This window comes from Vibrio sp. 1457 (assembly GCF_033340195.1).
Classification (GTDB): domain Bacteria; phylum Pseudomonadota; class Gammaproteobacteria; order Enterobacterales; family Vibrionaceae; genus Vibrio; species Vibrio alginolyticus.
Window position 1 is genome coordinate 254,197 of sequence record NZ_JAWOWA010000001.1, and the last position, 22,649, is coordinate 276,845.

General features: G+C 45.0%; 21 protein-coding genes. 5 read left to right on the forward strand and 16 right to left on the reverse strand.

The features are described 5' to 3' along the window. Window positions 1-242: 242 nt before the first annotated feature. Window positions 243-410: a hypothetical protein gene (locus R7Z41_RS01180; protein ID WP_005378215.1), complete on the forward strand. Its 168-nt coding sequence runs from the start codon at window positions 243-245 to the stop codon at window positions 408-410. Between the two features lie 81 nt (window positions 411-491). Here the strand turns inward: R7Z41_RS01180 and bioD are convergent, their stop codons facing one another. Genes bioD through bioB form a run of 4 tightly spaced genes read right to left on the reverse strand, consistent with a single transcriptional unit; the run spans window position 492 to window position 4,186 of the window. Next, entirely contained in the window at window positions 492-1,178 is a 687-nt protein-coding gene (bioD, locus tag R7Z41_RS01185) for a dethiobiotin synthase (protein WP_005378217.1), read from the reverse strand. Next, the gene (bioC, locus tag R7Z41_RS01190; protein ID WP_005388087.1) at window positions 1,175-1,996 is read right to left on the reverse strand and encodes a malonyl-ACP O-methyltransferase BioC; all 822 of its coding nucleotides are present in this window, start codon (window positions 1,994-1,996) and stop codon (window positions 1,175-1,177) included. The genes bioD and bioC overlap by 4 nt, the downstream gene beginning before the upstream one ends. Further along, window positions 1,996-3,147, reverse strand: a complete 1,152-nt coding sequence (gene bioF, locus R7Z41_RS01195; protein ID WP_064376604.1) for an 8-amino-7-oxononanoate synthase — start codon at window positions 3,145-3,147, stop codon at window positions 1,996-1,998. Before bioF ends, bioC begins: the two co-directional genes overlap by 1 nt. After that, entirely contained in the window at window positions 3,134-4,186 is a 1,053-nt protein-coding gene (gene bioB / locus R7Z41_RS01200) for a biotin synthase BioB (protein WP_206969744.1), read from the reverse strand. Before bioB ends, bioF begins: the two co-directional genes overlap by 14 nt. A 130-nt stretch (window positions 4,187-4,316) precedes the next feature. On the opposite strand from bioB, the gene bioA reads away from it, so the two are divergent. Next, window positions 4,317-5,597: an adenosylmethionine--8-amino-7-oxononanoate transaminase gene (bioA, locus tag R7Z41_RS01205; RefSeq protein ID WP_033905079.1), complete on the forward strand. Its 1,281-nt coding sequence runs from the start codon at window positions 4,317-4,319 to the stop codon at window positions 5,595-5,597. Window positions 5,598-5,666: 69 nt separating this feature from the next. On the opposite strand, the gene R7Z41_RS01210 is transcribed toward bioA, so the two are convergent. The 8 genes from R7Z41_RS01210 to lrp all read right to left on the reverse strand — a co-directional run bounded on the left by R7Z41_RS01210 (window position 5,667) and on the right by lrp (window position 14,732). Continuing rightward, entirely contained in the window at window positions 5,667-5,933 is a 267-nt protein-coding gene (locus R7Z41_RS01210; protein ID WP_206969742.1) for a DksA/TraR family C4-type zinc finger protein, read from the reverse strand. Window positions 5,934-6,070: 137 nt separating this feature from the next. Further along, window positions 6,071-6,499, reverse strand: a complete 429-nt coding sequence (locus R7Z41_RS01215) for a hypothetical protein (RefSeq protein WP_054575142.1) — start codon at window positions 6,497-6,499, stop codon at window positions 6,071-6,073. Then, complete coding sequence (locus tag R7Z41_RS01220) at window positions 6,489-7,391, reverse strand: N-acetylmuramidase domain-containing protein (protein ID WP_206969741.1); 903 nt, start codon at window positions 7,389-7,391, stop codon at window positions 6,489-6,491. The genes R7Z41_RS01215 and R7Z41_RS01220 overlap by 11 nt, the downstream gene beginning before the upstream one ends. Window positions 7,392-7,594: 203 nt before the next feature. Beyond that, window positions 7,595-8,902: a serine--tRNA ligase gene (gene serS / locus R7Z41_RS01225; protein ID WP_170890556.1), complete on the reverse strand. Its 1,308-nt coding sequence runs from the start codon at window positions 8,900-8,902 to the stop codon at window positions 7,595-7,597. Between the two features lie 91 nt (window positions 8,903-8,993). Further along, a complete protein-coding gene (locus R7Z41_RS01230) occupies window positions 8,994-10,349 on the reverse strand; it encodes a replication-associated recombination protein A (RefSeq protein ID WP_242531641.1) in 1,356 nt (451 codons plus the stop codon). Then, window positions 10,350-10,976, reverse strand: coding sequence for an outer membrane lipoprotein chaperone LolA (gene lolA, locus R7Z41_RS01235; RefSeq protein ID WP_206969732.1), 627 nt, complete (start codon window positions 10,974-10,976; stop codon window positions 10,350-10,352). Between the two features lie 61 nt (window positions 10,977-11,037). After that, on the reverse strand, window positions 11,038-14,085 hold the full coding sequence (locus R7Z41_RS01240) for a DNA translocase FtsK 4TM domain-containing protein (RefSeq protein WP_206969730.1): 3,048 nt from the start codon (window positions 14,083-14,085) through the stop codon (window positions 11,038-11,040). Window positions 14,086-14,237: 152 nt separating this feature from the next. Next, window positions 14,238-14,732, reverse strand: a complete 495-nt coding sequence (gene lrp / locus R7Z41_RS01245) for a leucine-responsive transcriptional regulator Lrp (protein ID WP_005378234.1) — start codon at window positions 14,730-14,732, stop codon at window positions 14,238-14,240. Window positions 14,733-14,888: 156 nt separating this feature from the next. On the opposite strand from lrp, the gene ald reads away from it, so the two are divergent. After that, complete coding sequence (ald, locus tag R7Z41_RS01250; protein ID WP_005378241.1) at window positions 14,889-16,013, forward strand: alanine dehydrogenase; 1,125 nt, start codon at window positions 14,889-14,891, stop codon at window positions 16,011-16,013. 93 nt (window positions 16,014-16,106) lie between these two features. Here ald and R7Z41_RS01255 read toward each other — a convergent pair whose 3' ends face one another. Further along, complete coding sequence (locus R7Z41_RS01255) at window positions 16,107-17,303, reverse strand: methyltransferase (RefSeq protein WP_213896739.1); 1,197 nt, start codon at window positions 17,301-17,303, stop codon at window positions 16,107-16,109. A 53-nt stretch (window positions 17,304-17,356) separates the two neighbouring features. Further along, window positions 17,357-18,331 (reverse strand): HTH-type transcriptional regulator CysB, encoded by a 975-nt coding sequence (gene cysB / locus R7Z41_RS01260; RefSeq protein WP_053307457.1) that lies wholly within the window; start codon window positions 18,329-18,331, stop codon window positions 17,357-17,359. Between the two features lie 313 nt (window positions 18,332-18,644). On the opposite strand from cysB, the gene R7Z41_RS01265 reads away from it, so the two are divergent. Continuing rightward, window positions 18,645-19,409, forward strand: coding sequence for a hypothetical protein (locus R7Z41_RS01265; RefSeq protein ID WP_033905073.1), 765 nt, complete (start codon window positions 18,645-18,647; stop codon window positions 19,407-19,409). A gap of 97 nt (window positions 19,410-19,506) precedes the next feature. After that, window positions 19,507-20,277 (forward strand): tRNA isopentenyl-2-thiomethyl-A-37 hydroxylase MiaE, encoded by a 771-nt coding sequence (miaE, locus tag R7Z41_RS01270; RefSeq protein WP_005388968.1) that lies wholly within the window; start codon window positions 19,507-19,509, stop codon window positions 20,275-20,277. 125 nt (window positions 20,278-20,402) lie between these two features. Here miaE and R7Z41_RS01275 read toward each other — a convergent pair whose 3' ends face one another. Together R7Z41_RS01275 and R7Z41_RS01280 are read right to left on the reverse strand one after the other, a co-directional pair. After that, window positions 20,403-22,031: a methyl-accepting chemotaxis protein gene (locus R7Z41_RS01275; protein ID WP_017634953.1), complete on the reverse strand. Its 1,629-nt coding sequence runs from the start codon at window positions 22,029-22,031 to the stop codon at window positions 20,403-20,405. Window positions 22,032-22,186: 155 nt separating this feature from the next. Then, window positions 22,187-22,453 carry a hypothetical protein gene (locus R7Z41_RS01280; protein WP_017634954.1) on the reverse strand — a complete coding sequence of 89 codons (267 nt, stop codon included), beginning with the start codon at window positions 22,451-22,453 and terminating at the stop codon, window positions 22,187-22,189. Window positions 22,454-22,649 lie beyond the last annotated feature (196 nt).

Consider the following 22,649-nt stretch of genomic DNA (forward strand, 5'->3'; position numbering starts at 1 on the left):
AGCTACCCATCATCTATTGATAGATGATCTTGGTGTTAAATCTATCACCTCTTAGCAACTTAGCTAGAAATTTTTTAATAGACCAAAAACAGTCCGTTAGCTCTGCTATAGACTTTGGTCTTATTGTGCGGCTACATGGACATGCTAAATTCGAATGAGATGAACAAAACAGAGCCACTCTAAGTACATTGCAAAAAGTGCATTGGGTGAGCTCAAAAACTCCATGTATTGAGGGAAAAACCATGGTAGAAACTAACGACTATCAAATGGCTATTGATTTACTGCGTTGTCACCTAGGCATCTCAGAGGACGAGGCAAAGCAACAACTTGGTATTTCAACCGATCATCATATGTCTCAGCGTGTTGCAGAAACACAACAAGCATTGATGGGGCTCAGCCAAGATAAGTAATCTGACTTTTTAGGTTACACCAACAAGAAAGGGCTGCATTGCGCAGCCCTTTGGTTTTTTAGTCTTTTACCCTAAACACCATTAGTCAGTGTTTAGCAACGGCTCTACATTAATGTACTTGCCTAGCTCTTTACGTTTAGCACTTGGAATATATGGAATTTCCCCAAGCTTAGGTGCATCGATACGTGCTTCTAGCATCTCGATAATGTCAGCGTAGTGCTCTGTGCCTGGGTTGACGCGGTTTGCCACCCAGCCAACAAGATTCAAACCATCCGCTTTAATACTCTCTGCTGTGAGTAAAGCGTGGCTCAAACAGCCTAATTTAATGCCAACCACCAGTACAACAGGTAACTGCTCTTCTTTTACCCATGTAGATAAACAGTCCGTATCGGATACTGGCACACGCCAGCCTCCAGCACCTTCAACGAGAACAACATCGGCTTGCTGCTTATGTTGAGCCAGTTTTTGACTCAGAACATCGTAACTTATTTCGACATGTTCATGCTTCGCTGCAATGTGGGGAGAAGCAGGCAACTCTAAAGCGTATGGGTTCACATCATCATAGGCCACATCGAGTGTTGCGGCGTCTTGTAAGTGTAAAGCATCAGAGTTACGCCATCCGGCTTCAGTCTTGTCACTCCCTGCTGCCACTGGCTTATAACCAATAGTGTTTAGTCCTTTTGCGGCGATCGCTTGCAAAATGGCTTTAGACGCTACCGTCTTTCCAACATCAGTATCCGTACCAGCAATAAAAAAAGCATCAATCATAGATGTATTACTCCAAAACAAACCTGATAACTTGCAGGTAGAAGACCTTGATCGTTTTTAAACGCTTGGTACGCATGCTCAACTTTTAACAAAGTCTCGCGACTAGTTAAACCGTGTGAGCGCCCGCTTACGTGATTTGCACCTATACCTTTGAGGTCACGCATAACTGAAAATGCAGAGTCGTACCAAACTGTGATGGTGGTCAAGTCTAGTTGATGGCTGTCACATCGAGATTGCGCTAACGCAATTTTTACCTGATTGAGCGTTAGAAAGTTATTGACGTGTTGATATGCATCAATTTTTTCCCATGATGCACGCAGCTCATACAGTGATCCATCAACCAGTGTAGAGAACCACGCTTTCCCACCATTTTTTAGCACGCGGCGCACTTCTTTTAGTGGGTAACTTAAATCTGTACACCATTGCAGCGCTAAACTTGAAAACACATAATCGAAGCTATCATCGTCAAATGGTAAGTTTTCAGCATCAGCAACTTGGTAGTGCATTCGTACTGCACCACAACGCTGCTCTGCTTTATCTAACATGGCTTGAGAGATATCGCCGCAGACTACTTCCGCACCGCGTTGTTGAAGTAGTTGGGAGAAATAACCCGTGCCACAACCTAAATCCAATACACGTTTTCCCGTCAAGTTTTCAGGAAGTTTATCAAGCAGCTGATGCCCGACATCACGTTGAAAAGCCGCATGTTTATCGTATGTTTCTGCTGCTTTACCAAACGAAGAGGCAATCGCGTCTTTATCTTGATGGAAACTCTCTAACGCGAGCGTTTGCGCTAATGCGGTAGTTGCATTATCCATTACAGCGCTCCTAATGCTTGCTTCAATGCCATTGAAAGCGTTTTAACTTGTTCGTTGGTGTGATTGGCAGTGAGTGTGATTCGAAGGCGAGACGTCCCTTTAGGCACCGTCGGTGGTCGAATAGCGGTAACCCAAATGCCGTTTTGGCGACAAGCGCTCGCAACCTGCAAAGCCAGTTCAGATTCACCAATCACAAACGGCTTAATCGAAGTCTGAGTCTCAACAAAGCCCTCCAGATCGCTGAGGCAGTCTCGATACACTTCACTAAGCTCTGAAAGCTTTTCACGTCGCCAAGACTGCTCTTGAACGATAGAAACCGCATGCGTTAGCGCATAGGCTTGTGCCGGAGGCATCGCTGTGGAATACACATGGTGACGAGCAAACTGAGTTAAAAAGTCCCCCGTTGCGTGGTCACATAAAATAGCCGCGCCAGACATACCAAACGCTTTGCCGAAAGTAACGATCAGTATCTCGGGTTTAACCGTTGCCAACTCACAAGAACCACCACCGGATTGACCAAGAACGCCAATACCATGAGCGTCATCGACAGCAAACCAAGCATCATGACTACGAGTGACTTCAGCTATATCGCTAAGCGGCGCACAGTCGCCGTCCATGCTGAATACCCCTTCAGTCACAACTAGATGGTTGTCTTCGCTATTAATCAGCGACTTTAGGTGCTCGATGTCATTGTGTTTGAAGCGCTTCATCTTAGCTGGTGACAACGCCCCCGCTTCCATCAGTGAGGCATGGTTCAAACGGTCTTGGATCAATACGTCTGATTTTTCCAACAAGGTGAACAACAAGGCTTGATTAGCACTGAATCCAGAACCAAACAGAATTGCTCTGTCGTAACCCAACCATTCGGTCAGTGCGGCTTCTAAATTGCTGTGCGCGGCACTAAAGCCAGTCACCATCGGTGATGCTCCACTGCCACTACCATATACGCTTAAACCTTGCTGCCAAGCCCGAACAAGCGCTTGGTCATTAGCCAATCCCAAATAATCATTACTTGAGAAATTAATGTAGCGTCTACCTTCGTGTTCCAAAACGGACTGGTTACCGGCAAACACCACATTCATAGAACGATTCAACCCTTGCGTTTTACGCTCAGCAAGGGCGGACTCGATACGAGATTTAAACGCTGGCATCGTAGAAAAGGTCGTCTTTTGTCGGACGGGCAGCAACGCGCTCTACGACGCGATCGAGTAACTCGTTTTCTTCGATTTCATCAGGCTTTTGAGACACCTCTTGGCTGTTAATACCGAGCTTGTTGAACAGCATCATGTCTTTGTCTTCAGAAGGGTTTGGCGTGGTCAGAAGCTTGCAGCCATAGAAAACGGAGTTTGCACCCGCCATAAAACACAGCGCTTGCATTTGTTCGTTCATGTTTTCACGGCCAGCGGATAAACGAACGGCTGATTGAGGCATCATGATTCGTGCAATCGCAATCAGGCGAATGAAATCGAAAGGCTCAACATCATCCACTTCTTCCAGTGGTGTCCCCTTTACCTTCATGAGCATGTTGATTGGAACGCTTTCAGGGTGTACCGGTAAGTTAGCCAATTCAACCAACAAACCAGCTCGGTCGTTAGCACTTTCACCCATGCCGATGATGCCACCGGAACAAATCTTCATGCCAGCATCACGAACGTGAGACAAAGTATCTAAACGGTCTTGGTAAGTACGTGTGGTAATGATGTTGCCGTAAAATTCAGGTGAGGTATCTAGGTTGTGGTTGTAGTAATCCAGACCTGCGGTTGCCAATTGCTTTGCTTGATCTGGCGTCAGCATGCCTAATGTCATACACGTTTCTAAACCCATGCCCTTCACGCCTTTGATCATGTCGGTCAAATGTGGCATGTCACGCTCTTTCGGGTTTTTCCATGCTGCGCCCATACAGAATCGAGTAGAACCAGCATTTTTGGCTTTTTGCGCAGCATCGAGTACGCGTTCTACTTCCATCAGACGCTCTTTTTCGATGTCTGTGGTGTAACGAGCACTCTGAGGACAGTACTTACAATCTTCTGGACAAGCACCTGTCTTAATCGACAGAAGCGTGCTTACTTGAACATGGTTGGTTTGTTGATATTGACGATGTACAAGCTGCGCTTCGAATAGGAGATCCATGAATGGTTTTTCCATGAGATCGCGCACTTCAGCATGCGTCCAGTTATGACGAACTTCCACGTGTATTCCTTTAGTCACTTTTGTTGTTGTGTTGACAGTCTACTGAGTCTCGATAAACTGTCAACACAACGCAAAAGAACAAAGTTTACATCTGTCTGTTTTTTAATCTCAATTATTATTGGAATCGCACATGGATCTCGCCTTCGACCGCCAGCATATCTGGCATCCTTACACTTCTACATTGACACCTCTGACCTGCTACCCAGTGGCATCGGCAAATGGTGTGCACATTAAATTGGAAGATGGTACTGAGCTGGTCGATGGCATGTCTTCTTGGTGGTCGACGATCCACGGCTATAACCATCCGCACTTAAATCAAGCCGCTCACCAGCAAATCGATAAGGTCTCTCACGTGATGTTTGGCGGGATTACCCACCAGCCAGCAATCAGTTTGTGTAAGAAGTTGCTATCCCTAGCACCAAGTAATCTTGAACATGTATTCCTTGCCGATTCAGGCTCTGTTGCCGTAGAAGTCAGCTTAAAAATGGCACTTCAATATTGGCATGCAAAAGGCGAACGCCGACCGAAGTTTCTTACTTTGCGACACGGTTATCACGGCGATACGTTTGCGGCGATGTCGGTCACCGATCCTGACAACTCAATGCACTCTCTCTACAAAGGCTTTTTGCCTGAGCATATCTTTGCGGAGTCACCAACTTGTGGTTATTGGGATGAATGGAAGCCAGAAGACCTTACCGACTTCGAGCACAAGATTGAGACGCACCATCAAGAACTTGCTGCGGTGATCCTTGAGCCTATCGTTCAAGGCGCAGGTGGCATGCGTATCTACCATCCAGAATTTCTCAAAGGCGTGCGTAGACTTTGCGACAAATACGGTCTGTTATTGATTGCAGATGAGATCGCTACCGGTTTTGGACGCACAGGTAAATTGTTTGCCTGCGAACATGCGGATATTCAACCAGACATTCTGTGTGTCGGGAAAGCACTTACTGGCGGCTACATGACCCTCTCTGCGACCCTCGCGAGCAAACACGTAGCAGACACTGTTTGTGGTGGTGATGCTGGTTGTTTTATGCACGGTCCAACCTTTATGGGGAATCCACTCGCTTGTGCCGTAGCTACTGCAAGTTTGGAATTGATCGAGCAAGGTGATTGGAAGCAACAAACCCAACAAATTGAAACGCTGTTTTCTGAGTTACTACCAAAACTTGAAGAATACGACTTGGTGAAAAACACCCGTTGGTTGGGTGCTATTGGCGTAGTGGAGACGCTTCGCCCTGTGAATATGGAAACCATCCAAGCCTTGTTTGTTGAACACGGAGTGTGGATTCGTCCATTTGGCAAACTGATTTATATGATGCCGCCGTTCATCAGCAAGCCAGAAGATATTGAGAAGCTAGTTAACGCGATTGATGCAGCGTTGCAACGTAAAGACTGCTTCGCTTCATAGTTCCATTCAATACGAAAACGGTTTGAGTATGAGACTCAAACCGTCTCGTTATTTATTAGAGCAGTAAAGCTATCGAAGTTGACTGTCTTTACTCGCTCGTCGATTGAACAATGCTTGGCGTTGAGATACCAATTCGATTGTTGACTGACATTCGATACACAAACGAACGCCTTTCATTGCAAGACGACGCGCTTCTGGGATCTCATCACCACAATCATCGCAGTAATGGGTGCTCTCACCCTTTGTGATACTGCCACGAACACGGGAAATCTCGTCGTCTATTGTGTTTTGAATTTGTTGGCTGACGCTATCGTCGTTTGCCCACCCTACGGCCATAAGCCCTCCTCGTTACTTGAATGAGAAAATCTACTTACCGTGGTAAGGTGGATGATTATATCGATTACAAATAACAAGATAATTAAGGTAAATACGAAAACACTATTACGTTTTAGTAATAATTACTCTGTAATCGATTATTCGGCGCTCTCATGGAAAAGCAATGCAAGGTTACTCATACTCCCTTCCTCGCATTCAAAATACTGCGTTTGCTCAGGCTCTCTCAAAGTAACACTGAGTATCTTCTCAACCTCATCAAACTCCTCGCTAAAGTACTCACTAACCAATATGACGCGCTCACCAATACTAAATTCCAGTGACTTCTCATCTACCAACGCTCGATGATACTGGTCTAATTTAAAGTCCTTTATAACTAAAGATCTTTCAATACTGCTCCCCCCTAAGCTAAGCTCCGACAGTAGAACCTGACTGTTTATGTTTTCTATTGATATTTCTAGACGGTTAGGATGTGAAGCATCACACTTAAATAGCGCAGTATTAGTGTGGCTGAAAGCACAAGCAGATGAACTAAAAATAAGTCCAAGCAAAGAAATGTTACGCAGCATTTTTAATCGAAGCATATTTTTTGTAAGCCTTTTCTAATTTGACGTCGTATTGATTTTTCTGATACTCAGAACCATTGTAACCACGAGCAAAGGCAGCCCAATTTTTATCTCTTATATGCTCACCTAAGCCAGACTTTTGGATAAACGTAACAAAAGCCTCAAGTTGTTTCTTCTCCGACTCGAATACAGCTTTAACAAAGGATTCAGCGGTAACATGACCAGCTAACTTGAAATTAAAGCCCATAATTTGGAAACGTCCCCAAGATGCGGAGCGGATTGCTGCATTTGAATTCAGTTCAATCGCTTTATTTAGACGTACGTATTCTGAGATACCACCAACATAAAGACTTCGATTCCAATGCCGACTTGAAATACTTGGATGACTGTTATCGTAGGCTCTTGAAGTGAGTCTCGAAAATATATGAGCCTCAAACAAAATCTTTGGCTTACCATTGCTAAAGTAGGCTTCTCCTCGGCTCTCAACTTCCGCTACAGCTTTAATAGCAGCGACTTCGCATCCAAGAGTTTCAGCTACTTTGCGATAATCCAAGTCCGTCAACGCATCTCTTGAGCCAACCAAAGGTAACGTATATGCCACCGCGGTCTCAGGCGTTCGTTTTAAATACTCATTTAGCTTACGATGGCTTCTTCCATTCACATCTATCCTTCCATCTGGCCGAGCCATCCCAACAAGGTTTTTCTGAAAAGCTTTAATTGCGGCGACAGTCTTGGAGTTTTCCGGTCTAGAGCCTAGTTTCCCATCCACTTTAAGCTCCTTTACTCCTTTTAAAGAACCAAGCAATTGGTTAATAGACCTTTGTACCGTACGAATATCAGCATCCACATTTTTACCACCTAAACCAACAGAGCCGCTTATTCTTATTGAAGCCATGAAAGTACCTCCTCTTAATATTTTGGAGGAGCTTGTCATGCTCAATGAAGCTTAGAAAAATATCATTAGGGACTGGTTTTTATAATTTAGGCTAACTATGCAATACCTCATCCTACATTTACATAACAACGTATTTTCACTCGACGCAGATAACAAAAAACCCAGCACTAAGGCTGGGTTTTGGTGTTCTAGTGGTTAATGAATTAACCGATGTGCGTTGCGCCCGCCATGTACTTCTGAAGTACTGTAGGGATTGCAATACGGCCGTCTGCTTCTTGGTTGTTTTCTAGGATAGCAACCATTGTACGACCTACAGCAAGACCAGAACCGTTTAGCGTGTGTACAAGCTCAGGTTTCTTCTCGCCTTTACGACGGAAACGCGCTTGCATACGACGAGCTTGGAAGTCCCACATGTTAGAACATGAAGAGATTTCACGGTAAGTTTCTTGAGCAGGAACCCAAACTTCTAGGTCGTAAGTCTTACGAGCGCCGAAGCCCATGTCACCTGTACATAGAACCACTTTACGGTAAGGAAGCTCAAGAAGTTGTAGAACTTTCTCAGCGTGACCTGTTAGCTCTTCTAGTGCGTTCATTGAATCTTCTGGCTTAGTGATTTGTACTAGCTCAACTTTGTCGAACTGGTGCATACGAATCAGACCACGAGTGTCACGACCGTAAGAACCCGCTTCTGAACGGAAACATGGCGTGTGAGCTGTCATCTTAATTGGTAGATCCGCTTCGTCAGAAATCGTGTCACGAACTAGGTTCGTTACAGGTACTTCTGCAGTAGGGATTAGAGACAGTTTACGTGGCTCTTCGTCGTTTACTTTTTCTACTAGCGGCTCAGTGTGGAAAAGATCTTTACCAAACTTAGGAAGCTGACCAGTACCGAATAGGCTATCAGAGTTTACTAGGTAAGGTACGTACATTTCTGTGTAGCCGTGCTCTTCAGTGTGAAGATCCAGCATGAACTGAGCGATTGCACGGTGTAGACGAGCAAATTGGCCTTTCATCACGATGAAACGTGCGCCAGTGATCTTAACTGCACTTGCGAAGTCTAGACCGTCGCCCATTTCGCCTAGGTCAACGTGATCTTTCAGTTCGAAGTCGTAAGACTTTGGCTCACCCCAACGAGAGATTTCAACGTTGTCGTTTTCATCTTTGCCATCTGGCACTTCATCTGCTGGGATGTTTGGTACAGAACGCGTGAATTCGTCTAGTTGAGCCATTACTTGCTCAAGTTCAACTTTCTTCGCATCAAGATCGCTACCTAGCGTACCGATTTGTTTCTTGATCTCTTCTGCGCCTTCTTTGTCGCCAGCCGCCATTTTTTGGCCGATTTGCTTGGAGATGGAGTTACGCGTGGATTGTAAATTTTCTACTTCTACTTGAATGGACTTACGTTGTTCTTCAAGTTTACGAATAGTATCTACGTCTAGCTTAAAGCCACGACGCGCCAGTTTAGCAGCTGTTTCATCCAGCTCTGTACGAAGTAATTTAGAATCCAGCATTGTTAATCCTATGCTTTTTGTTGTGAAATCACGCGCACTTTCCAAGCGTACGCGTTAAAAAAATTTACTAAACAAATGTATCCAAAAACGCCTACTTTTCATAGCGCTTTTGTGGGCTATTTGCGTCTAAAGTAGCCAAGTAATCTAACTTTTCGCCGATTTTGGTCTCCAGACCACGATTTGTCGGCTGATAGTACCTACGATCGCCCATTTCAGGCGGCAAATATTGCTCACCTGCTGCGTAAGCACCAGGCTCATCGTGAGCATAACGATACTCAGCCCCATAACCCATGTCTTTCATCAAACTGGTTGGCGCATTTCGAAGGTGATGCGGCACTTCATATTCAGGTAAGTTATGAGCGTCCGTTAGCGCTTGTTTCCAAGCAACGTAAACGGCATTACTCTTTGGAGCGCACGCGAGATAAACAATAGCTTGAGCAATCGCACGTTCACCTTCTGCTGGACCAACGCGTGTAAAACAGTCCCACGCGGAGAGTGCCACTTGCATGGCTCTAGGGTCCGCATTGCCGACATCTTCCGATGCTATCGCAAGTAATCGACGGGCAATATAAAGAGGATCACAACCCGCAGCAATCATACGTGCAGCCCAGTAAAGCGCCGCATCTGGGTTAGAGCCACGAATGGATTTGTGGACCGCAGAGATTAAGTCATACCAGATATCACCTTTGTTATCGAAGCGAGAGACTTTCTCCCCTGCCACTTCAGCCAGCAACTTAAGCGTGATCTCTTTTTCACCTTGCGCATTGTCTTCTGCCATGTCGTAGAGCAGCTCAAGATAATTGAGAGACATGCGAGCATCACCGTTTACCAGTTCTGCTAGGCGGTCTAATACGTTATCAGCGAAGTGTGCAGGTGTATTGCCCAAGCCACGTTCTTTATCGCTGATCGCTTGGTTCAGCGCCAGTGAGATTTCATCTCTATCAAGAGACGTCAGCTTGTAGACACGTGCACGTGACAGCAATGCGTTGTTTAACTCAAACGATGGGTTTTCTGTCGTCGCACCAATAAAGGTAACCGTGCCATCTTCGATATGCGGTAAAAACGCGTCTTGTTGAGATTTGTTGAAGCGATGCACCTCATCCACAAATAAGATGGTGCGGCGGCCCGCCATTTTGTTCTCACGTGCTTTCTCGATTGCAGCACGGATTTCTTTCACACCAGACGTTACCGCAGACACACGCTCTACTTCAGCATTGGCATAGTTTGCAGCCACTTCCGCTAATGTCGTTTTGCCTGTGCCTGGTGGTCCCCAAAGGATCATCGAGTGAATGTGACCCGCCTCTAGCGCACGGCGCAGTGGCTTACCGGGACCTAAAATGTGCTGCTGTCCGATGTATTGTTCAATCGTTTCCGGTCTCATACGAGCAGCAAGGGGACGAAAATCTTCGTCCCCCGAGAAATCTAATGTGTAATTGCTCACTACCAATTAATTCCTTTGGTCATCCACTTCCACACCTTTTGGAATTGTGAATGTGAATCTGTCTGCTTTTGGTTTACCCAGCTTCACGTTGTTAAAGGTGAACAAACCTTTTTGACCGTCTTGTTCAACCACATTGAAACCTTTCACCACACCTTTAGCATCAATATTAATCTGGAATTGACCTTGTGTGGAGTCTACTGCACTAGGAATGAGGATGAACTCATCACCTTTTTGGGAAATCTTGTAGTTATCCCAATCACTTGCGCGATTACGCGTTAGCAAAACAAATGGCGTTTGCTCTGTTGCTTGTTCTTGCCAGTAGATACTCACTTGCTCGATGAATGGGCTGTAGTACCACAATGTCTTACCGTCAGAAACCAGTAGGTTTTCATCTGGGAATGTTGTGCTCCAACGGAACAGGCTTGGACGAGCGATTTCAACCGTGCCTTCTCCTTCCATCACCGTTTCGCCTTCAGGGCTGATAACCTGCTGAGAGAAATCCGCACTAAAGCCATCATTCATAGAAAGGCGTTTGTTTAGTTCATCTTTGGGAGACGCGGCGTGTGCAGTAGAGAAGAGAGAAAAGCTTAAAACAAGCGCAGAGAAAAGTTTCGCTGAAAATAGTTTTTTCATTCAGATACCTATTGTTAGAACCACTCACCTCAGTTGGACTGAGGTGAGTAACACAAGTTCATTAATCTTTTGGTGGCGCAGGTGCCAGTACTTCACGGTTACCGTTATGACCCGGAGCACTTACGATGCCCTGCGCTTCAAGCTGCTCTACAATACGGGCGGCACGGTTGTAACCTATCTTAAATCGGCGCTGAACACCGGAAACCGAACCTCGACGTGATTGAACCACGTGCTCAACAACTTGATCGAAGAGTGGGTCTACATCTTCATCCGCTTCCATTTGCTCACCTGGCAATAGACTTTCTGGAGTTTGATCTCCACTGATGATCTCTTCAATGTAGCTCGGTTTACCACGCGCTTTCCAGTTGTTTACAACAGCATGAACATCATCATCTGATGCAAATGCACCGTGAACACGAGTTGTATGACTTGATCCCGGCGGTAGATACAACATATCACCCATACCAAGTAGTGATTCTGCGCCGCCTTGATCTAGGATTGTACGAGAGTCCGTTTTAGTCGATACCGTAAACGCAACACGAGTTGGAATGTTCGCTTTAATTAGACCGGTAATAACATCAACCGATGGACGCTGAGTCGCAAGAATTAAGTGAATACCTGCCGCGCGCGCTTTTTGCGCCAAGCGAGCAATCAGTTCTTCAACTTTCTTACCTACCACCATCATAAGGTCAGCAAATTCGTCAACAACAACGACGATGTAAGGCAGCTTTTCTAGCAATGGCGGTTCAGTATCCATGCTGTCGCCTTCCTGCCAGAACGGGTCATGGATTGGGTGGCCCGCTTCTGCTGCCATCTTCAATTTTTCGTTGAAGCCCTTCACATTACGTACACCTAATGCCGACATCAATTTGTAACGACGTTCCATCTCGCCCACACACCAACGTAGAGCGTTTGATGCGTCTTTCATATCAGTCACAACTTCAGAAAGAAGATGAGGGATACCTTCATAAATAGAAAGCTCTAGCATTTTCGGGTCAATCATGATGAAGCGTACATCTTCTGGGCCTGCTTTATACAGCATGCTCAAAATCATCACGTTCACACCCACCGACTTACCAGAACCTGTTGTACCTGCTACTAGCACGTGAGGCATCTTCGCAAGATCTGCCACCACAGCTTCGCCCGCAATGTCTTGACCTAACACAACCGTTGTTGGTGACGTTGCTTGCTCAAACTGAGGGCTACTGATGACATCAGATAAATAGACCGTCTGACGACTCATGTTTGGCAGTTCCAAACCGATGTAAGGCTTGCCAGGGATTACTTCCACAACACGTACCGCCATCGCAGACAATGCACGCGCTAAGTCAGTTGAAAGACCAGAAATACGACTTACTTTCACCCCCGGCGCCAAATCAAGCTCAAAACGAGTGATCACTGGACCAGGATAAATACCAACCACATCGGCTTTGATTTTGTAGTCAGCGAGTTTGCTCTCTACCAATCGAGCGACCTGCTCTAACGCATCACGGTCGATAAAGTTTTCACGTTTTTCTGGATGATAAAGCAACTCGAGCGTTGGGAGTGGCTCTTCCGGAACTGGCAAGTTTTCTTCTTTCTGTACCAAAAATGGGTTCTGTGTTGCAGCGACTTTGGCTTGCGCATTGGAAACCATATCTTGGAATGCGGTAACGTCTTGGTCGTTGTCTTGGACCTCTTCTACCTCCACTTTTTGAGGTGCAGGTTCAAATGTTGTTGAAGGTGTTGCAACTTGCTGATGAGGCGTTGTTGGCTGTGCTTGCTGTGCAGGCTGAGACTCCACTTCGTCTTCATCATCTAACACATCAAAGTCAGAGATCGTAGGCTCAATATGTTGGCTCGATTCCGTTTGCGCCGTGATGCTATCTAATACAGCAGAATCAATTGCAGGCTCTTCATGTACAGGATGCTCAATACTTGGCTGCTGTACTTGCTCTGCTTCAAATTGTTCGTACTCCGCATAATCTGGTTCAACACTGATCGGTTCTTCTGTAGCTGTATGTTGCTCGACATAGGAAGAATAAGTGTCTGCAAATGATGGGGCAGCCTGTTCTTCAGTTCCCCAGTCATCTGCTTGTTGCGCCGCTGCTTCAAGCTCTTCTATCGTAACATTCAGTTGCTTGGTGCGTTCCAAGAGCGGATCAACGTTATCAGTGTTAACCGTATGGATAGGTTGTATTTGAGGCTCAAGTTCAGAATAAACTGGCGCAGCATTAACCGTAACCTTGCGTTGTGGTGGCGTCGGTTCTACCATCGCCTGTTCCGCAAGCTTATCAGGTTTCGCTTGCGGCATATAAATAGGATACTCATGCGCTGGCGCCGGCTCTTTCGGTTCATCGACATCGTACGCCGTTAAATGAGGAAGCGGCTCATCATCAATTTCATGGTCTACATTGTGTTTAGGTGTAGAGACTTTGTCTTCTACAAACTCATCAAGCTGAGGTTCTAAAACTTCCTGCTCTGAACCTCTTGCCTTATTTGCAAGCGCGGCAATTAATGCTAACGCACGATCACCAAGCCATTCCACGATGTTAAGCCATGAGATGCCAGTGAAGAGCGTAAAGCCCGCTCCCCACAAGAACAGCAATACCAATGTGGTACCGAGTACATTCAATGTAGGTAAAGCGAGACTAGACAACACATCCCCGACCACACCTCCGGATGAAAAATACCAAATGTCATCAAAATTAATATCGGCAAGACCGCAACTGGTCATAATAAGGACGACCAGACCGAGCAGCCTTGTACCCCATAGCATGAAATCAATGGGCTCATCTTCTCCTCGTTTACGGCAAATCACCCATGCAGCCGCCGCTAGCAAGAAAGGGATTGGGTAAGCGAGAGAGCCAAATGTGAAGAATAGAGTATCGGCTAGCCAAGCGCCGAAAAGGCCACCAGCATTATCGATATCCCCTCCCCATGCGGTTTGGGACCAAGAAGGATCGGCCGGACTGAAGGTAAATAGTGCAACCGCAAGCAATACCGAGCTAAGAACGCCAACGATAAAGCAGCACTCTTTTAAGCGTTGGAAGCCATTTAAGCGTGAAGACTGGGGCTCTTCACTGGTTTTGATAATGGTTTCGACTTTCTTTGCGTTCTCTTTGAACATAAATCAACTTGAATATGGAAATGAAATAGGAAATTGCAAAACATTCCGAGCGGCATCAAGCCGCTCGGTAAATTGATTTAACCATATCAAGGAGAAAAACCCAATTACTCTCTGGCGAAAGCGGAAGCATATACCGCTTTCTTTGCAAGAAATTAACGAGTTTTGATCACAAGCTGGTTAGATTGTTTCACTTCTTCCATAACAACGTATGTGCGAGTGTCATTTACGCCAGGTAGACGTAGTAACGTATCGCCCAATAGTCGGCGGTAAGCACCCATATCTGATACACGGGTTTTAAGAAGATAGTCAAAGTCACCTGAAACAAGATGACACTCTTGTATGTCGTCTAGCTTTTGAACAGCTGAGTTAAACTGCTCAAACACATCCGGCGCACCACGGTTTAGCGTAATCTCAACGAATACTAATAGTGATGCATCCAGGAACTGCGGATTCAATAATGCAGTATACCCTGTGATATAACCCTGACGCTCTAAGCGACGCACACGCTCCAAACATGGCGTTGGAGAAAGTCCCACACGTTTTGAAAGCTCAACGTTTGAAATACGACCGTCTTTCTGCAGCTCATTAAGAATGTTGCGGTCGATACGGTCTAGTTCCTTGGACGGCTTTTTATAGTTGTCTGCCATTTTTTATTCCACCTTATTACTTCCTTGCAAAAAAATATACTACAACTTTTTAATATTTGGTGCCAAATTTTACAAATCTATAACTATACTAGTTATTAATTCGACAATAACACCCTACTAACAGTTAATACAACCATTATAGAAAGAGGATACAGGATGATCATTGGCGTACCTAAGGAAATCAAGAATCACGAATATCGTGTTGGTATGATCCCAGCTAGCGTGAGAGAACTCATCTCACATGGTCACCAAGTTTTAGTTGAGACCAATGCAGGTGCCGGCATTGGTTTTTCAGACGATGATTACATCGCTGTCGGCGCATCCATTCTCCCTCATGCTGCTGACGTATTTGCGCAAGCAGACATGATTGTAAAAGTAAAAGAACCCCAAGCAGTAGAGAGAGCAATGCTCCGCGAAGGGCAAATTTTATTTACTTATTTACACCTAGCACCAGATTTTCCACAAACTGATGAGCTAATCAAGAGCAAAGCTGTCTGTATAGCCTATGAGACTGTAACAGATAATATGGGTCGTTTGCCACTGTTAGCACCAATGTCAGAAGTGGCAGGTCGGATGTCTATCCAAGCTGGCGCGCAAACGTTGGAAAAATCGCACGGCGGTCGTGGTCTGCTCCTAGGCGGCGTACCTGGTGTTGAACCTGCAAAAGTCGTTATCGTTGGTGGTGGCGTTGTTGGTGCAAACGCTGCTCGTATGGCGGTTGGCCTTCGCGCTGACGTCACCATTCTAGACCGTAACGTAGACACACTTCGTAAGCTTGACGAAGAATTCCAAGGTCGCGCAAAAGTGGTTTATTCTACTGAAGACGCTATCGAGAAGCATGTTCTAGAAGCGGACCTTGTTATCGGTGCCGTTCTAATTCCTGGCGCAGCAGCACCTAAACTGGTCACTAAAGAGCACATTGCTAAGATGAAGCCTGGTGCAGCAGTGGTTGACGTGGCAATTGACCAAGGCGGTTGTTTCGAAACGTCACACGCGACAACTCACGCAGATCCAACTTACATCGTTGATGAAGTGGTTCACTACTGTGTAGCAAATATGCCTGGCGCAGTTGCTCGCACTTCAACATTTGCACTCAACAACGCTACACTTCCATACATCGTGAAGTTAGCAAATAAAGGCTACCGCGAAGCACTTCTAGAAGACAAAGGCTTCCTTGAAGGTCTAAACGTTATTCACGGAAAAGTAACATGTAAAGAAGTAGCAGAAAGCTTTGACTTGGAATACGTTGAACCAACTCAAGCTATTGCTATGTTCAATTAATGACAAAATAACACATAACTTGTCACGTTTTGTTTACAAAAGCCCACACTGAAGTGGGCTTTTTCATATAGAGCGTTTGGCTATAAAGAATAACTAAATCTTATATGCACAAATTAAAATATTTCTAGGCGTGACCGATTTAGGGCAAAACTCTGACAATCTAACACGGTAACCACGTTCTTCAAGATAAAGCACTTTGTCTAATGCGAGCCAAATCTCCAACGGACGTTGAAAAACAAGTTGCACTAAGCTCATTCTCTCCATTTGCCAGAAGCGTTGTTCGCTTAACTTTTCAAAATGAGAGAAATCGATTTCTTGAGGAAGAACAATGCCTTTTTGCTCCGCTGCCCAGCGACAGAACGATTCAAAACCATCACTTAATTGCGACTTACGGATACTCGGCACAGGCTGATACTCTGCCATTCCCAAAGCTTGTCGCGTGATCAAATCAAACCCAAGACGAAACATCATTTCCTGCTGACGATGACGACGCACGCGCTCTCCTCCCGTCACCGTTTGTTGTAATGGGATACGCAGTTCTTGCTTAGACAATGAGAGAGAAGAAGCCCTGCCCAATTCCGACATCGGCTGGTATTGTTCCGACTGAATCAAGTGGTAACAACAAGGTGATATGGTCATCGCAGCAATCCCATTTTCACTGCCGTACTGCATTAGACGAACGTGAAGGTCACCGCACGCATGCAGTGCTACTGCGTGTTGCGTTGGCTTAAACACGGCTTTCGCTTTGCTATCAAACGCGTCGCCTTGAATAAACGTCATCTTCCAATGATGTTCATTGGCTGCTTGTTGTCCCGAATCGCACAGTGCTTGTTGGTATTCAAAGCTGGTTACAGGCTGATCGGTTTGCGTGGTCAGGATTCGCCCCAAGTAACCTTTACCTGAGCACCATTCTAGCCATTCTTCGCCACAGTGTTGTTGAATTGCAGCTTCACCCATCGAGCTAATTTGCTCCAACTTACGTCCCGGAATACCCTTATCTAAACCACGAGCGAGTTCCAAGCCGTTTAACGACAAAAGCTCTAAATGAGTCAGTTCTGCGAGTTGTTCAAGCTCAGGCAAAAACGGACTAAGTGCTTTTAACGCGAGTTCTGGTGCTGCTTTGTATTCTTCGATTTGAGAGGGAGTAAGAGACGCTAGCCATTGGCACAGCCGAGGATGTTGCTCCTGCCAAGGTAATGAAGTGCGAATGCTGCTTTTAAAAGGCTCGAATCGCCACAAAGATTGGTTTTCGATTAAGCAGTCATTAATAAATTGAAATTGCGTTTTCATAGCTCCCCCTACAACGAGCGCATTGTAGAGGGAATCGAAACATCAATGAAGTGTTATCTGACCGGAAGATCGATGTCTTTAAACATCTCTTCGATTTCTGCATTAGACTTCAACGAAATCGCCTGCTCAACCACTGGACGCGTTAAGTGCGGTGCAAAACGCTCCATAAAATCGAACATGTAAGAGCGTAAGAATGTACCACGGCGGAAGCCGATGCTCGTGGTGCTCGCGCCAAACAAATGGCTCGCATCTATTGCAACCAAGTCACCGTCCTGCTCTTCATCCACAGCCATGCTTGCAATCACACCCACACCAATACCCATACGAACGTAAGTTTTAATGACGTCTGCATCAGTTGCCGTGAACACCACTCGCGGGGTTAAACCTTCGCGGTTGAATGCTGTATCCAGCTCTGAACGGCCAGTAAAACCGAACACGTAAGTGACTAATGGGTAAGCGGCAAGATCACTGATCGTTACTTTGTCTTTCTTCGCTAGTGGGTGATCTTTAGGCACAACTATTGAACGATTCCAGTGATAACAAGGCAGCATGATGGCATCTTGATATAAGTGAAGCGCTTCTGTCGCAATCGCAAAATTCGCTGTGCCTTTAGCTATCGCCTCAGACATTTGTGACGGTGTACCTTGGTGCATGTGTAACGACACTTTTGGATAACGAGAAGTAAAACCTTTGATGACATCTGGCAGTGCATAACGAGCCTGCGTATGTGTCGTGGTGATATTCAGCGTCCCCATTTCTGGATGGGTGTGCTCTCCAGCCACCGCTTTGATACTTTCTACACGAGCGAGAATTTCTTGAGAGATACGTACAATTTCTTCTCCAGCTGGCGTCACTTGCGTTAAGTGCTTACCGCTACGTTCAAAAATCTGAATGCCTAACTCGTCTTCCAGCAACCGAACCTGTTTACTGATACCTGGCTGAGAGGTATATAAGCTTTCCGCCGTTGCAGATACATTCAGATTATGGTTTACAACCTCAACAATATACTTCAGCTGCTGCAGTTTCATCGTAATCCCTTACTTATTCATGAGAGAGTTTATTGGCCACTCAAGCGAGCGATATAATAATTAGTTATAACGCGTTCAAATCGAAATGAACAGCAATTTCTAACTTATACCTCAATCACATACTAATAATCTTCAAGCAAGAAACAATATGCACAAAGTTGAGCCAATAAATGACCGAAGTTCTATGATGTGACTTCTATCAGTAACTAAAACGTGGGAGAGACAAAATAATCAAACAAATAAGGTGCCGAGTAAGATAAGATTCATGTATTCTTTAACGCTAGCCGCAGAAAAGTAAAGCAGACGCAAAGATATGAATATTGGTTTAATAATCGCTTTGGTAGCCATCCTACTGGTGTTAATCCTAGGCTATAACATTATGTTGCAATATAAGGTTAAAGTTGAAACCGCAAAAAGGCAGGAATCAGCACGATATGTAGCCTTGATAGATGGTACTGAAGAGTTGATTGGTCATGCGCACCATATCCCTTTTAGTAAAGAGCTGTTGTTGTGTCTAAACAATCGTATTCTTGACGCGCTAGAGAGCATGCATGAGCTGGATCCGAAGAACAAGCAACTTGCTCAACGTATCGAAAATATGAAGCAGCAGATTACGCAGCTAAAAGAGAATGGCCCTACAGGCGAGAGTACCACTTTCAAGATGCCGAGTAGTGATAAACAAGCTATCGTCATGCTTAAGCTGGTTAAACGACTTCGCGACACTATCCGTAACGAGCACAACAAAGGCCGATTGGATACCCAGACCTACGTCACCGAAAATGCGCGCTTGGAAACGATGCAAATTCGCATCAACATTGAAAATGTCATCAAAAGAGCAAACGACTCTATCTCTCGTGGCCAACCAGGCACCGCGCTTCAACTGCTGCGTAAAGGTATCGATGCTTTGAGCACTAAGAGCGATCCTTATTCTATTCAAGCGAAACAAAAGCTTGAAGAGATGTTAGGTGACTTAGATAAAAAGCGCCAAGATAAAAGCGATGCCGAAATGCAGCAGATTGCTGACAAAGAGCGTGACAATGACATGGAAGCACTCTTCGGCGAGAAGAAAAAGTGGTAACATTCACTTCAGGTCAAAAAAGGCTGCAATTGCAGCCTTTTTTCTATCCGCAAGACAACGGATATGCCCAATAAAAATGTGAAGTACTAAAACTAAAATGATGAATCTAGACGCCTATCAAGATCTTCTTGCTCCCATTAACCAATTTCTGCAATGCAGTACACCTGATGAATGGGTAGAGGAAGCAAAGAAACCAGAGAACCTTCAAACCATTTTGTTAGACCACCTACTGTGCGAACTAAAAGCTGGCCAATCTGCCATGTTTTTAATTCGTAAGTATGCCGTTGACCAATCCAGTTCACATGCTCTACTTGACTGGTTTAAGCCCTACGAAGATTTTGCTTACCGTAACGTAGGCTCATTGGAAACTTTAAAAGGCAAGAGCAATATTTCTAAGTCAATCATGGCTAAGTCCGACTCACCATACAGCCAAGATTTGATCGATAAGATGGTGCTTTTGATAAAAGAGGAGTTACACCACTTTTATCAAGTTTTAGAGATCATGGAAAGTCGTGGAATTGAGTATAAAAATATTCCAGCAAGTCGCTATGCTAAAGGACTGATTTCGCATATGAAGACTCATGAGCCGGAAACGCTGATCGATAAACTCATCATTGGTGCGTACATCGAAGCCCGATCTTGTGAGCGTTTTGCCAAACTAGCACCACATATGGATGACGATATCGCAAAGTTCTACATTTCTTTATTACGTTCAGAAGCACGCCATTACCAGGATTATCTTGTATTAGCGGAGCAAATCGCAGGCAAAGATATCAGCGAGCGCATCGCCTACTTTGGACGTATAGAGGCAGATTTAATTTCTACGCCAGATACAGATTTTAAGTTTCACAGTGGTATTCCAGCCTAGCGAGCATATTCTCCCAAGGTTGAGCATACTCTGAACTTATATAGACAGAGAATAAATAAGCCGGACATTTCGTCCGCCTTATTTATTGTAGCAATGAGGTTAGGAATAAAGCTGAAACACAACAACTAGAGCTGGAATGAACCCATTCGAGTTTTCAAGTTGTGCGCTAGGCTACTAATCTGCTGACAAGCCACAGCCGTTTGTGAAGCTCCCTCAGCCATCTCTGTTGAAGCACTATTAATATGCTCCACGCTACGATTCAGCTCTTCGGATACAGAATTCTGCTCACTGCACGCCGTTGCGATTTGTGTACTCATTTGCGCTATGTTATCGACAGAATGTTCAATTTCTTTTATCTGGCTATCAGCATCATTAACTTGCTCAACACACTGAGAAATACCCTCCTGACAATCACGGCTTGAATGCCCTATTTTACTGCTGCTCTCTTGTAGTTGATTAACAATTTCCACAATTTGTGAAGTGGAGTCTTGAGTGCGTTGCGCCAGAGAACGAACCTCATCTGCCACAACAGCAAACCCACGTCCTTGTTCACCAGCCCGAGCGGCTTCAATTGCGGCGTTCAGTGCTAACAAGTTTGTTTGCTCGGCAATCCCGCGGATCACATCTACGACCACATTGATATTGTTTGAGCTCGATTCAAGCTCACGTGCCAGTTCATCTGATTCTTGGATCGTATGTGATACACGCTCAATTACTGCGATAGTTTGTTGTAACGTCACCGTTCCTTGCTTTGCCACTTCCGCAGCCGAATAAGCAGAGGTTGCGCCAACTTCGGTATTTTGTGCCACTTCACTTACAGCAGCTTGCATTTCTGTCATCGCAGAAGCCACCGAGCTAAGTTCAATTTGTTGATTTTGCATACCAGAAGCGGTCTGAGAAGAAATAGCACTCACTTCCTCTACTGCTGCCGTTAGCTGAATCGTTGAGTCATTAATCTCAGAAACCAACGAATGTAAGTTTGTTTGCATACCGACAAGCTCTTTGAGCAGCGTTCCTAACTCGTCTTTGCTCAATTCGCTTTCGTCGATTTGATTATTCAATTGACCCTTGGCGATTTTGGAAGCGAATTCCAGTGCTCGATCAACAGGCCCGCAGATGACTCGAGAAAGCAACATGGCAGACATTACCATGACCAATGCGACGACAAGCGCACCAACAGCAGCGCTGTATTGTGTAAATGCCGCTTCACTTTGTACTTCTTCGCCAATCAAATTCACCAACTCATCGTTCAACGCGAGGGTATCATCCAAGCTGCTCAACGCTTTTGAGTAGGTATCGAAACTTGATAAAATTACATCATTTGCACTTTCAGCATCGCCTTGGCTTAGCAATACGTTGTAAGTCTTCGTTTCTTTGATGTATTGATTCCAAGTTTCTTTAAAAACGCTAAAGGACTGCGTTTCACGCTTATTAAGGTCGAGCTTTTCGTATTCTGCAATACCAGCCTGCACATCAGAACGCCATTGGTCGAGGCCTTTTAACCACTCACCAATTTTGGGGTGATTTGCGTTTGGCAATAAAGAGAACTCATCTTTACGCACTTTAGTAATATCAACTTGGATACCTTTCAAAATCGCAACAGAAGGTAAACTTTTATCTGTTAGCACTGAGATGTCTTTATTCAGTGTTAACAAACCTTGCACCAACATTACTGACACTAAACCAAACACGGCAAAAACGGTTAAATAACTAACCGATATTTTCTTTACGACACTTAAGTCTTTAATACGCATGCACTTTCTCCCCGCAGCCTTTCCAAACCTCTCACTTAAGTGAAAGCTTAACCTCTAAAACACACTGTTTTTTGCGCTCGATATCATTGAACGCTCTTATATACATCGGCTTGAGAGGTCAAATCTTGACCAGTAATTGATAGTTTTATCACATGCTATTTTAGAGATAGGCTCGCATGCTCCGTATTGTGTCTACATCTTTTCATGAGCGCTTCTCGGCGCAGATCCAAGATCTCATCGATGAGCTTTTCTTTCGCGTTTATCCCAAAATGCTGGGCATAATTTTTTACTTTTGCTATCTCATTAGGCTGCAAGCGGTACACCTCTTTCTTTAAACGCGCTTCTGCTTCACTTCTAATCAGACCTTGCTCTTGTAACAATTTAATGATGGTTTCATCGGTTGGATTTACTGCTCTAGCCATGGTGCTCCATCTATCAATTTGAGTTCTAGCCATATGGCTAGATGAATGACGCCGCACAACTTATAGAGCAAAGATGACAGCTTGATTGCAGTGAATGCAATTCGTTGACTGTTGGTATTATTTTCCACCGCTTCAACGGCAACACACTCAATACCTCCACCCTCACCATTGAATAAAGATCACATTCTGATAACAA